This window comes from Pseudoalteromonas sp. J010 (assembly GCF_003934235.1).
Lineage (GTDB): Bacteria > Pseudomonadota > Gammaproteobacteria > Enterobacterales > Alteromonadaceae > Pseudoalteromonas > Pseudoalteromonas peptidolytica.
In genome coordinates this window covers 1-12,200 of the sequence record NZ_RDBW01000034.1, presented here as the reverse complement: position 1 = coordinate 12,200, position 12,200 = coordinate 1, and the positions used below count along the sequence as shown (strand labels likewise).

The window sequence follows — 12,200 nt, the reverse complement described above, 5'->3', positions numbered from 1 at the left end:
ATAAATACACAGAAGTTATACACAAATTTAGTCTATTTTAGATCGCATTGTGGATAACCTCTGATCTAACTGCAGATCTAAGGTTACTTATCCATTGGATAAAATAATCAAGATCTAAGCCTGTGAATAAAGTGCCAAGTTGATCAAAGGTTTTAAGCCTGTTGATCCGATCTAATTCACATCAATTGATCTAAGCTAAGCAGTTGGATCTAAAAAGGAATACAAAACTATTCACAGATCATAGGATCAGTAATAGTAAGATCAATAAAGATCTTTAAAAAGATCCTTATATATTTTAAGAGATCTCTTTTTTGCGTTGTCTAAAGTTTAACCATTTCACTTCTGGTTAATTCTAGGTAGAATACGCATCCTTTCTAAATTTGCTCGGTTGTTTTAAGTAGGATCCCGTAAATGATTTATCATGAACATTTTGATGTCATCGTTGTTGGTGGTGGACACGCAGGCACAGAAGCTGCACTCGCAGCAGCCCGAATGGGTATGAATACCTTATTGTTAACACACAATATGGATACCTTAGGCCAAATGTCATGTAACCCGGCAATTGGTGGAATTGGTAAAGGTCATTTAGTAAAAGAGATCGATGCACTTGGCGGTGCAATGGCCACGGCCATCGACAAAGGTGGGATCCAGTTTAGAACATTAAATTCATCTAAAGGTCCAGCGGTACGGGCAACTCGCGCTCAAGCAGATCGCGCATTATATAAAGCCGCGATCCAAGATATTTTACAACACCAAGATAACTTAAAGATCTTCCAACAATCTTGTGATGATCTAATTGTTGAGGGGGATCAGGTCAAAGGTGTAGTGACACAGATGGGATTACGTTTTAGTGCTTCTTCTGTGGTGCTAACGGTTGGTACCTTCTTAGGTGGTCAGATCCATATAGGTTTAGAAAACTTCAAAGGCGGCCGTGCTGGCGATCCACCTTCTATCGCCCTAGCTGAACGTTTACGTGAAATGCCATTCCGTGTTGATCGTCTAAAAACGGGTACTCCACCACGTATCGACGCACGAACGGTTGATTTTTCAGTGATGCAAGAACAACCAGGCGATACCCCTACTCCGGTTTTCTCATTTATGGGTAAAGTGTCTGATCATCCAAAGCAGATCCCATGCTATATCACCTATACCAATGAAAAAACTCATGAAGTGATCCGCAATAATTTGCATCGCTCACCTATGTATGCTGGTGTGATTGAAGGTATAGGTCCACGTTACTGCCCTTCTATTGAAGATAAAATTGTACGTTTTGCTGATAAAGAAAAGCATCAGATATTTGTTGAGCCTGAGGGGCTAACTTCTTACGAGTTATATCCAAATGGTATTTCCACCAGCTTACCATTTGATATTCAGCTAGAGATCGTACGCTCGATCCAAGGTTTTGAAAATGCTCATATCTGCCGTCCTGGTTATGCAATAGAATATGATTTCTTCGATCCACGTGACCTTAAACAGTCACTAGAAACAAAGTTTATCAATGGCCTGTTCTTTGCTGGTCAAATCAATGGTACCACTGGTTATGAAGAAGCTGGTGCTCAGGGCCTGATCGCGGGTATGAACGCGGCACTTCAGGTTCAAGGTCGTGAAGCATGGACTCCTCGCCGTGATGAAGCTTATGCCGGTGTGCTGATTGATGACTTAGCAACATTAGGCACCAAAGAACCTTATCGTATGTTTACTTCTCGTGCAGAGTACCGTTTGTTATTACGTGAAGATAATGCAGATTTACGATTAACTGAAAAAGGCCGCGAGCTAGGTCTTGTTAATGATGAACGCTGGGCAGCTTACAATGAAAAGCTTGAAGTCATGGAACAAGAAGCACAGCGTTTACGCAACACTTGGATCCATAAAGATCATCCAGCACTTGATGCGGTAAACGAACTGCTGAAAAAGCCACTCGTACGCGAAGCCAGTCTTGAAGATTTAATCCGTCGCCCGGAAGTTAATTACCATGATCTCATGGCAATAGAAGGGCTAGGATCTGAGTTTGATAACATCCCTGCTCTTGAGCAAGTTGAGATCCAGACTAAGTACGCAGGCTACATTGCGCGTCAGCAGGATGAGATAAATAAACAGCTACGTCATGAAGAAACAGTATTGCCAGCGGATTTTGATTATAGCCAGGTAAGTGGCCTGTCAAATGAGGTTGTGGCAAAGCTAACTGATGCGCGTCCACAAACGATTGGCCAAGCTTCACGTATTTCTGGTATCACCCCTGCTGCTATTTCGCTATTATTAGTGTATCTGAAAAAGCAAGGGCTATTGCGTAAGTCGGCGTAATAGCAGTGGAACACTGTGTTATTAGAACAATTGAATGAATTACTCGCTGATACCTCAATTGAGCTCAGCGAACAACAAAAGCAGCAGTTGGTCGACTATGTCCAACTGCTGGATAAATGGAATAAAGCTTACAATCTCACTTCCGTTCGAGACCCTAAAGAAATGATGGTGAAACACATCATGGATTCTTTAGTCGTCGCACCGCATTTAACAGGTAGCAATTATATTGATGTTGGCACAGGCCCTGGTTTACCCGGTATGGTGTTAGCGATTGCTAGACCGGACATCAATTTTGTTCTTCTTGATAGCCTTGGTAAAAGAGTCCGGTTTTTAATGCAGGTAAAACATGGGCTTGGCATTGATAATGTCACCCCTGTGCAGTCTCGTGTTGAAGAATATCAACCAAGTGTTAAATTAGACGGTGTACTCAGCCGTGCTTTTGCATCACTACAAGATATGATCCAGTGGTGCTCGCATTTAATCGATGACCAAGGTGTATTCTTAGCGCTTAAGGGACAGTACCCTGCTGATGAGCTAGAAAAGCTACCAAACGGTGTGAGTTTATCGCAAGATATTAGCTTAGTGGTGCCTAAACTAGACGGTGAGCGCCATTTAATCATTCTTTCTAAAGATTAATTGTCGAGGACAATGTGGCAAGAATCATTGCAATAGCAAACCAAAAAGGTGGTGTTGGTAAAACAACCACTGCGGTGAATTTGGCCGCGTCCATGGCGGCGACAAAACGTAAAGTATTACTGATCGATCTCGATCCTCAAGGTAATGCAACGATGGGAAGCGGTGTCGATAAATATGGTGATGTGGCGACGGTGTATGATCTGTTGATCGAAGAGTCACCTATCGATCAAGTCATCTCTACTGAAACTAGCGGTGAGTATCATTTGATCGCAGCGAATGGCGATGTAACGGCTGCTGAAGTCAAACTAATGGAGTTATTTGCCCGTGAAGTTAGATTGCGCAATGCGTTAGAAGCCGTCAAAGATAAATATGAATATATATTTATTGACTGCCCACCTTCTCTCAATATGCTCACAGTTAACGCGATGGCAGCAGCTGATGCGGTGTTAGTGCCTATGCAGTGTGAGTATTATGCACTTGAAGGGTTGACCGCCTTGATGGATACCATCACTCAATTGGGCAAATTGGTAAATCCTGGATTGCAAATTGAAGGCATTTTACGCACCATGTACGATCCGCGTAATCGCCTTGCAAACGATGTATCCGAACAGCTAAAGCAGCACTTTGGTGATAAAGTGTATCGTACTGTGATCCCACGGAATGTGCGCTTGGCGGAAGCACCAAGTTTTGGTGCTCCAGCGATGTATTATGATAGAGCATCCAGTGGTGCAAAAGCCTATCTTGCTCTTGCAGGGGAAATGCTAAGACGCAAAGAAAAGCAAGCAGCTGCGGTTGCCTAAGAGGATAAAAAGAACATGTCGGTTAAAAAACGAGGTTTAGGCCGAGGGTTGGATGCCCTTTTGAGTTCGGCGAAACCTAATCCAAGTGCATCTGCACCTGCTACGGCCGCTGAGCAGCCGGTGACTGCCGAAAGTGAACCTAGTGCAGAGCCAGTTATCGAGCAAGAGTTACAACGTTTACCCATAGAGTGGCTAGTGCCGGGTAAATACCAGCCGCGTAAAGATATGTCTGAACAGGCACTGGAAGAACTTGCCAGCTCAATTCGATCTCAGGGAATTTTGCAACCTATCGTGGTGCGTAAAGTGTCAGCTCAACAGTTCGAGATCATCGCCGGTGAGCGACGTTGGCGTGCTGCGCAGTTAGCCAAGCAAGACACAGTCCCTTGCTTAGTTAAAGATGTTCCTGATGAAGCCGCGGTTGCCATTGCATTGATCGAAAACATTCAGCGTGAAGATCTTAATGCGATGGAAGAGGCAATAGCACTTGATAGGTTATTGAATGAGTTTGAGCTAACACATCAACAAGTGGCAGATGCTGTGGGTAAATCTCGTACCACAGTGACTAACTTACTGCGCTTAAACAATCTCAATGACGATGTAAAAATATTGTTAGAGCATGGTGATATTGAAATGGGTCACGCGCGTTGTTTGTTAGCACTCAGTGGTGAATCCCAATCAGAAGCTGCTAGAACGGCTGTTGCTAAGGGGTTAACGGTTAGGGAAACCGAAAAACTGGTACGTACAATTCTAGAACCAGTTGAGGAAAAAGCTGTTAAGCAAAAAGATCCTGATGTGAAGCTATTGGAACAGCAATTACAGGAAAACCTGGGTGCAAAAGTTGAGATTAACTATAACCAAAAAGGCAAAGGTAAACTGGTTATCTCTTATGCGAGCTTAGATGAACTCGATGGTATCTTAGGGCGTATTAACCCTGAGATGAACGATGCCAATTAAGATTAAAATGTTGACTAAAAGCACTGCTACTTTTTGTGTTTGAGTCCAACTAGCTAAGCCCCCTAGCCTAACTGGTAATGTGGTGTTGAGTCAGACATCACATTACCGTCTTTACAGTTTATTGCACAGCTCCAAACAACAGAGCTTCGCTGTAAAAGCAATCACCTTCGAAGTGCGACCAATCTACGCGCTCTTACTTAACAAAATATGACCTATTTTGAGTCCAAAAAACGTCACATTTCATCGCGTCAAGTTGCAAATTAAGCAGAAACAAGTATAATTTCGCCAGTTTTCATACCCTGATAAAATTTAACGTCATTAAGGTTAATATAAAGTGACTCATTCGTTAGCCCGTCCATATCGGCGAGCCGCATTAAAAGGTGTTTTGATTCAGGGTATCGTAGCATTAATCGCTGCAGTAATCGTTTTTATGGGTTGGGGAGTACAAGCCGGAGTTTCAGCATTAGCTGGCGGGGCTGTGTTAGTACTCCCTAATTTTGTATTTGCTGCTTATGCTTTTCGTTTTATGGGCGCGAGCAAAGCAAATCAAGTATATTCCTCGATAAAACGAGGAAATGGATTAAAATTTTTGCTAACTGTTGTGCTCTTTGCACTGATTTTTAAGCATTTTTCAGTAATGATGCTGCCATTCTTTGGTGTGTATATGCTCGTGATGCTAACACAATGGTTAGTCCTGATTTTTTTTAATCATTAACTTTTGGGATAAAACATGGCTGCAGAAGAAGTTACTCTATCAAGCCATATTCAGCACCACTTGACCAATGCCAAGATGTGCTCGACCGATGCCGGTCTTGCCTTCAACAAAGCATGTGCGGATAGTGGCTTCTGGACATGGCATGTAGATACCCTCGCATGGTCAATCGGTTTAGGTCTGATATTTTTATGGATCTTCCGAAGTGCCGCTAAAAAATCCACTATAGGTGTTCCTGGTAAATTCCAGTGCTTTATCGAAATGGTTGTTGAGTTCGTTGGTGCCAACGTTCGCGATACTTATCACGGTAACAGCAAGTTAGTTGCACCTTTGGCCCTAACGATTTTCGTTTGGGTATTCTTAATGAACTTGATGGACTTAGTTCCAGTTGATTTCCTACCTGCATTTGCCGGCTTTGTTGGTGAACAAGCATTTGGTATGGACTCACACGATGTATACATGAAAATTGTACCTACAACAGACTTAAATATGACTGCGGCACTGGCGCTAGGTGTGTTTATYCTGATGATCGGTTATTCAATTAAAATCAAAGGCATCGGTGGCTTTATTGCAGAATTAACATTGCACCCATTTAGCTCTAAGAACAAGCTAATGATGGCAATCTTAATTCCATTTAACTTGTTACTTGAGACAATCGCACTAGTGGCTAAGCCATTCTCACTAGCACTGCGTTTGTTTGGTAACTTGTACGCTGGTGAGATGATCTTCATCCTTATCGGTGCAATTGGTTTAATGCAGTTACCACTGCACTTCGTGTGGGCAGTATTCCACATTATGGTAATCGTACTGCAAGCATTTGTATTTATGATGCTAACTATCGTTTACCTCAGCATGGCTAGTACAGAAAGTCACTAATCAGCTGAATAATAAAGATTTTTTATACTTAAATTTAAACTTTAACTTTAATTTACTATTGAAACTTTGGAGATAAAAATGGAAATCGCAGTTGCTATTAAACTTATCGCTGTTGCACTACTAATCGGTTTTGGTGCTATCGGTACTGCACTAGGCTTCGGTAACATGGGTGGTAAGTTCTTAGAAGCATGTGCTCGTCAACCTGAGCTTGCGCCTTCACTACAAGTTAAAATGTTCATCCTAGCTGGTCTTATCGATGCCGTTGCAATGATCGGTGTAGGTATCGCTATGTACATGTTGTTCGCTCTTTAATATTGCAAAATACCTGAAACGAACAACTGTCAAGTAAGGAGGAGCGGTCGTGAACTTAAACGCCACTCTAATAGGTGAATTAATCGCATTTGTGGTCTTCGTATGGTTCTGTATGAAGTTCGTATGGCCACCACTAAATGGTGCGATTGAAGCTCGCCAAAAGAAAATCGAAGATGGTTTAGCAGCATCTGATGAAGCTGAAAAAGAACTTGAGCGCGTACGTGCACAAGGCGCTGAACAGCTCAAAGAAGCGAAAGCACAAGCGGCTGAAATCATCGAACAAGCTAAGAAGCGTGCTGCGCTAATTGTTGACGAAGAGACGACTCGTGGTCAGCAAGAGCGTGAAAAAATCATTGCTCAGGGACACTCTGAAATTGAGTCTGAGCGCAACCGTGTGAAAGAAGAGCTGCGTTCACAAGTCGCTGCACTTTCTATCGCAGGCGCTGAGAAGATTTTAGAGCGTGAAATCAATCAAGCCACACACAGTGACATCGTTGAAAAACTTGTCGCTGAGCTTTAAGCAGGGGGTATGAGCATGTCTGAATTGACTACTATCGCTCGCCCATACGCTAAAGCGGCTTTTGAACTTGCCGTTGAAAAAGGCACAGTTGAAGCTTGGAATGAAATGCTGTTCTTCGCTGGTCAAGTTACCAGCGATGAGCAGGTTCAGGCACTACTAGGTAGCATTGCTACTGAAACACAGCAGTCTGAAATCATTATCAAGTTATGTGCAGAGCAACTCAACGAACAAGGTCAAAACCTTATCAAGCTGATGGCCGAAAATGAGCGTTTAGCTGCCATTCCAGCTGTTGCAGAATTGTTTGCTGAATTTAAAGCAGATTATGACAAAGAAATCGAAGTAGATGTGGTTTCGGCAACAGCGCTTGCGGATGATGCGCAAGCAAAATTGGTCGCGGCACTTGAGAAACGTTTCGCACGCAAAGTTAAGCTGAATTGTAGCATCGACGAAGCCATTGTAAGTGGCCTAGTGATTAAAGCCGGTGACACCGTAATTGACGGTTCTGTTCGCGGCAAGTTAGATCGTCTTGCGACGTCGCTACAATCGTAATTGGGAAAAAGAGCATGCAACTTAATTCCACAGAAATTTCTGCACTGATCAAGCAACGCATTGAACAGTTTGAAGTTGTAAGTGAAGCGCGTAACGAAGGTACTATCGTATCTGTTACCGACGGTATCATCCGCATCCACGGTCTTGCTGACTGTATGCAGGGTGAGATGATTGAGCTTCCTGGCAACCGTTATGCTATCGCACTAAACCTTGAGCGTGACTCAGTAGGTGCTGTAGTAATGGGTCCATACGCAGACCTTAAAGAAGGCGTAAAAGTTAAATCAACTGGTCGTATCCTTGAAGTACCAGTAGGCCGTGGTCTACTTGGTCGTGTTGTTAACACACTAGGTGAGCCAATCGACGGTAAAGGCGCTGTTGATAACGATGGTTTTGAACCAGTTGAAAAAATCGCACCTGGCGTAATCGAGCGTCAATCAGTAGATGAGCCAGTACAAACTGGTTATAAGTCTATCGATGCGATGATCCCAGTTGGTCGTGGTCAGCGTGAGCTTGTGATCGGTGACCGTCAGACTGGTAAAACAGCACTAGCAATCGATGCTATCATCAACCAAAAAGACACAGGCGTTAAGTGTGTGTACGTAGCGGTTGGTCAAAAAGCGTCAACAATTGCAAACGTAGTACGTAAACTAGAAGAACACGGTGCACTTGAGAACACGATTGTTGTTGTTGCTTCTGCGTCAGAATCAGCAGCACTTCAGTTCCTAGCGCCATTCTCTGGTTGTACTATGGGTGAATACTTCCGTGACCGTGGTGAAGATGCACTAATCGTATATGATGATTTGTCTAAGCAAGCTGTTGCTTACCGTCAAATCTCACTACTACTTAAGCGTCCACCAGGCCGTGAAGCATACCCAGGTGACGTATTCTACCTTCACTCACGTCTTCTAGAGCGTGCGTCACGTGTAAACGCTGACTACGTTGAGAAGTTCACAAATGGTGAAGTTAAAGGTAAAACAGGTTCATTGACGGCATTGCCAATCATTGAAACTCAAGGTGGTGACGTTTCTGCATTCGTACCTACCAACGTTATCTCAATCACTGACGGTCAGATCTTCTTGGAAACTGACTTGTTCAACGCAGGTATCCGTCCAGCGGTTAACGCTGGTATCTCGGTATCTCGTGTAGGTGGTGCAGCGCAAACTAAAATCGTTAAGAAACTAGGTGGTGGTATCCGTCTAGCGCTAGCTCAGTACCGTGAACTAGCGGCGTTCTCTCAGTTCGCTTCTGACCTTGACGATGCAACGCGTGCACAGCTTGAACACGGTGAGCGTGTAACAGAGCTAATGAAGCAGAAACAGTACGCACCAATGTCTGTTGCTGATATGTCATTATCGCTATTTGCAGTAGAGAAAGGCTTCTTAAAAGGCATCGAAATCAACAAGATCCTTGATTTTGAAGCAAGCCTAATCGCATTTGCTAAGAGCGAGTACGCAGAGCTAATGGCTCAAATCAATGAAACTGGTAACTACAACGCCGAGATCGAAGCGCAGCTTAAAGAACTTCTAGAGAAGTTCAAATCTACGCAAACTTGGTAATGTGTTATTAAGGTGAGTAGGGAACTACTCACCGAGATTCGGAGAGAGAGTCATGGCCAGCGGAAAAGAGATAAAAAGCAAGATCGGGAGTATCAAGAATACTCAAAAGATCACCAGCGCAATGGAGATGGTTGCCGCTTCTAAAATGAAGAAGGCACAAGAACGCGTAGCGTCTAGTCGTCCATACGCTGAAAACTTACGCAAAGTGATCGGTCGTGTTGCTCAGGCTAATCTTGACTTCACTCACCCGTTCTTACAAGAACGCGAAGTGAAGCGAGTTGGTTACATTGTTATCTCTACAGACCGTGGTCTATGTGGTGGTTTGAACTCAAACGAGTTCAAAAAAGTAGTAAGAGACGCAAAAGCGTGGAAAGACAAAGGGGTTGAGGCAACGTTCGCAGCTCTAGGCAGCAAAGCTGCTGGTTTCTTTAAGCGTTTTGGCGGTGAGCTAGAAGCCAAGAAGACCGGGTTAGGAGATACGCCTTCAGTTCAGGATATTATTGGTCCTGTAAAAGTAATGCTTAAAGCATTTGAAGAAGGCAAAATTGACCGCTTATTCGTTGTGTACAACCAGTTTGTCAACACAATGAAACAAGAGCCTGTTATCGATCAGTTATTACCTTTGCCAAAAGCTGAAGAAGATGTATCAGCTCACGCTTGGGATTATCTATATGAGCCAAGCCCAGAGGCGATTTTAGAGACACTATTAGTGCGCTTTATTGAGTCTCAGGTCTACCAAGGTGTAGTTGAGAATGCTGCCTCTGAACAAGCTGCCCGTATGGTTGCGATGAAAGCCGCAACAGATAACGCAGGTGGCCTGATTGATGAGCTACAGCTGGTATACAACAAGGCACGTCAGGCCGCAATCACACAAGAAATTAGTGAGATTGTGAGCGGTTCGGCTGCCGTATAACGCTTCGGCAAAGTTTAATAAGAGGAATAGACATGAGTTTAGGTAAGGTCGTCCAAATTATCGGCGCCGTTGTGGACATCGAGTTTCCACAAGACAACGTGCCAGCCGTATATGACGCACTAAAAGTTACAGAAGGCGACTTAGCTGGTTTGACACTAGAAGTGCAACAGCAGCTAGGTGGCGGTGTGGTACGTGGTATCGCACTAGGTAGTACTGACGGTCTACGTCGTGGTACTCCAGTACAAGGTACAGCTGAGCCAATTAAGGTTCCAGTTGGTACAGCAACACTAGGTCGTATCATGAACGTACTTGGTGATGCAATTGATGAAGCGGGCCCTATTGGTGAAGAAGAGCGTTGGTCTATTCACCGTGCAGCACCATCATACGAAGAGCAGAGCAACTCAGTTGAACTTCTAGAGACTGGTATCAAGGTTATCGACCTTGTATGTCCATTCGCTAAAGGTGGTAAAGTTGGTCTATTCGGTGGTGCGGGTGTAGGTAAAACCGTAAACATGATGGAACTTATCCGTAACATCGCAATCGAGCACAGCGGTTACTCAGTATTCGCAGGTGTTGGTGAGCGTACTCGTGAGGGTAATGACTTCTACCATGAGATGAACGACTCAAACGTACTAGACAAAGTATCGCTAGTATATGGTCAGATGAACGAGCCACCGGGTAACCGTCTACGTGTTGCACTAACTGGTCTTACAATGGCTGAGAAGTTCCGTGACGAAGGTCGTGACGTACTATTCTTCGTAGATAACATCTACCGTTATACACTAGCAGGTACTGAAGTATCAGCACTTCTAGGTCGTATGCCTTCAGCAGTAGGTTACCAGCCTACACTAGCTGAAGAAATGGGTGTTCTACAGGAGCGTATCGCATCAACTAAGACTGGTTCAATCACTTCAATCCAAGCGGTATACGTACCTGCGGATGACTTGACTGACCCATCTCCAGCAACAACGTTTGCTCACTTAGATGCGACAGTAGTACTTTCTCGTGATATCGCGTCTCTAGGTATTTACCCTGCGGTAGACCCTCTAGATTCAACTTCACGTCAGCTTGACCCACAAGTTATCGGTCAAGAGCACTACGATACAGCACGTGGCGTTCAGACAGTTCTTCAGCGTTATAAAGAGCTGAAAGACATCATCGCAATTCTAGGTATGGACGAGCTATCTGACGAAGATAAGCAAGTAGTATCTCGTGCACGTAAGATCCAGCGTTTCCTATCTCAGCCATTCTTCGTTGCTGAGGTATTTACAGGTGCACCTGGTAAATACGTATCTCTTAAAGACACAATCTCTGGCTTTAAGGGCATCCTAAACGGTGATTACGATGATATGCCTGAGCAGGCATTCTACATGGTTGGCTCAATCGACGAAGCAGTTGATAAAGCTAAAAACATGTAATTAGGAGGTTGTTATGGCAATGACAGTACACCTTGACGTAGTAAGTGCAGAGCAGAGTTTATTCTCTGGCGAAGTGGCTACGATTCAAGTGACAGGTAGTGAAGGTGAACTTGGTATTCACCCTGGCCACGCGCCACTACTGACTGGCCTAAAACCTGGTATGGTACGTTTGGTTAAAGCAGATAGCTCAGAAGAAGTTATCTACGTTGCCGGCGGTACGCTTGAAGTTCAACCGAAAACAGTTACCGTCCTTGCGGACGTAGCTATTCGTGCGGATGAAATTGATGAGCAAGCTGCTGAAGAAGCTAAACGTGAAGCGCAGGCGCAATTAGCTTCTGGCACTGCAAGCGAGCTGGATTATCAGCGTGCGGCATTGCAGCTTGAAGAAGCTCTTGCTCAACTACGCCTTCTACGCCAGCTGCGCAAATAAGCAGCCGCCTATCTGGTTATCAAAAACCCACGCAATGCGTGGGTTTTTTTATATATCTACATTTATTAAGATAATATTTAATTTGTTTATATATTGTTTTTAAAATGATCGTGTTTGTTGTTTTTGTATTTTTTGTTGGTTTTTGCATCGTTTTTTAGATGGATAGTTTTAACTAAATGCAAATTAACTGTTGTTTTCACCACCTTGTAGTATAGAATGAAAC

General features: G+C 43.8%; 13 protein-coding genes. All 13 read left to right on the top strand.

The window, feature by feature from the left end; genetic code table 11:
• Positions 1-411: 411 nt before the first annotated feature.
• The 13 genes from mnmG (at position 412) to EAG18_RS17435 (ending at position 11,977) form a co-directional block, all read left to right on the top strand.
• Complete coding sequence (gene mnmG, locus EAG18_RS17495; RefSeq protein ID WP_125253651.1) at positions 412-2,301, top strand: tRNA uridine-5-carboxymethylaminomethyl(34) synthesis enzyme MnmG; 1,890 nt, start codon at positions 412-414, stop codon at positions 2,299-2,301.
• Between the two features lie 15 nt (positions 2,302-2,316).
• Positions 2,317-2,937: a 16S rRNA (guanine(527)-N(7))-methyltransferase RsmG gene (rsmG, locus tag EAG18_RS17490; RefSeq protein ID WP_125253650.1), complete on the top strand. Its 621-nt coding sequence runs from the start codon at positions 2,317-2,319 to the stop codon at positions 2,935-2,937.
• Positions 2,938-2,951: 14 nt separating this feature from the next.
• Positions 2,952-3,737: a ParA family protein gene (locus tag EAG18_RS17485; RefSeq protein ID WP_125253649.1), complete on the top strand. Its 786-nt coding sequence runs from the start codon at positions 2,952-2,954 to the stop codon at positions 3,735-3,737.
• 15 nt (positions 3,738-3,752) lie between these two features.
• Positions 3,753-4,691: a ParB/RepB/Spo0J family partition protein gene (locus EAG18_RS17480; RefSeq protein ID WP_125253648.1), complete on the top strand. Its 939-nt coding sequence runs from the start codon at positions 3,753-3,755 to the stop codon at positions 4,689-4,691.
• A gap of 334 nt (positions 4,692-5,025) precedes the next feature.
• Positions 5,026-5,406 carry an ATP synthase subunit I gene (locus EAG18_RS17475; protein ID WP_125253647.1) on the top strand — a complete coding sequence of 127 codons (381 nt, stop codon included), beginning with the start codon at positions 5,026-5,028 and terminating at the stop codon, positions 5,404-5,406.
• Between the two features lie 15 nt (positions 5,407-5,421).
• Positions 5,422-6,279: a F0F1 ATP synthase subunit A gene (gene atpB / locus EAG18_RS17470; protein WP_125253646.1), complete on the top strand. Its 858-nt coding sequence runs from the start codon at positions 5,422-5,424 to the stop codon at positions 6,277-6,279.
• A 78-nt stretch (positions 6,280-6,357) separates the two neighbouring features.
• The gene (gene atpE, locus EAG18_RS17465; RefSeq protein ID WP_010376881.1) at positions 6,358-6,591 is read left to right on the top strand and encodes a F0F1 ATP synthase subunit C; all 234 of its coding nucleotides are present in this window, start codon (positions 6,358-6,360) and stop codon (positions 6,589-6,591) included.
• A 49-nt stretch (positions 6,592-6,640) separates the two neighbouring features.
• The gene (gene atpF, locus EAG18_RS17460; protein WP_010376882.1) at positions 6,641-7,111 is read left to right on the top strand and encodes a F0F1 ATP synthase subunit B; all 471 of its coding nucleotides are present in this window, start codon (positions 6,641-6,643) and stop codon (positions 7,109-7,111) included.
• A gap of 15 nt (positions 7,112-7,126) precedes the next feature.
• Positions 7,127-7,660: a F0F1 ATP synthase subunit delta gene (gene atpH, locus EAG18_RS17455; RefSeq protein ID WP_125253645.1), complete on the top strand. Its 534-nt coding sequence runs from the start codon at positions 7,127-7,129 to the stop codon at positions 7,658-7,660.
• A 14-nt stretch (positions 7,661-7,674) separates the two neighbouring features.
• Positions 7,675-9,216, top strand: a complete 1,542-nt coding sequence (gene atpA, locus EAG18_RS17450; protein ID WP_125253644.1) for a F0F1 ATP synthase subunit alpha — start codon at positions 7,675-7,677, stop codon at positions 9,214-9,216.
• Between the two features lie 52 nt (positions 9,217-9,268).
• Positions 9,269-10,129 (top strand): F0F1 ATP synthase subunit gamma, encoded by an 861-nt coding sequence (gene atpG / locus EAG18_RS17445; RefSeq protein ID WP_125253643.1) that lies wholly within the window; start codon positions 9,269-9,271, stop codon positions 10,127-10,129.
• A 32-nt stretch (positions 10,130-10,161) separates the two neighbouring features.
• Positions 10,162-11,547, top strand: a complete 1,386-nt coding sequence (gene atpD, locus EAG18_RS17440; protein ID WP_125253642.1) for a F0F1 ATP synthase subunit beta — start codon at positions 10,162-10,164, stop codon at positions 11,545-11,547.
• Positions 11,548-11,560: 13 nt separating this feature from the next.
• Positions 11,561-11,977: a F0F1 ATP synthase subunit epsilon gene (locus tag EAG18_RS17435; RefSeq protein WP_125253641.1), complete on the top strand. Its 417-nt coding sequence runs from the start codon at positions 11,561-11,563 to the stop codon at positions 11,975-11,977.
• Positions 11,978-12,200: the final 223 nt, after the last annotated feature.

What these genes read in the sequence shown, in the direction of transcription:
- mnmG (WP_125253651.1), top strand. Translation starts at nt 412, where the DNA reads ATGATTTATCATGAACATTTTGATGTCATCGTTGTTGGTGGTGGACAC.
- EAG18_RS17480 (WP_125253648.1), top strand. Translation starts at nt 3,753, where the DNA reads ATGTCGGTTAAAAAACGAGGTTTAGGCCGAGGGTTGGATGCCCTTTTG.
- atpE (WP_010376881.1), top strand. Translation starts at nt 6,358, where the DNA reads ATGGAAATCGCAGTTGCTATTAAACTTATCGCTGTTGCACTACTAATC.
- atpH (WP_125253645.1), top strand. Translation starts at nt 7,127, where the DNA reads ATGTCTGAATTGACTACTATCGCTCGCCCATACGCTAAAGCGGCTTTT.
- atpA (WP_125253644.1), top strand. Translation starts at nt 7,675, where the DNA reads ATGCAACTTAATTCCACAGAAATTTCTGCACTGATCAAGCAACGCATT.
- atpG (WP_125253643.1), top strand. Translation starts at nt 9,269, where the DNA reads ATGGCCAGCGGAAAAGAGATAAAAAGCAAGATCGGGAGTATCAAGAAT.
- atpD (WP_125253642.1), top strand. Translation starts at nt 10,162, where the DNA reads ATGAGTTTAGGTAAGGTCGTCCAAATTATCGGCGCCGTTGTGGACATC.
- EAG18_RS17435 (WP_125253641.1), top strand. Translation starts at nt 11,561, where the DNA reads ATGGCAATGACAGTACACCTTGACGTAGTAAGTGCAGAGCAGAGTTTA.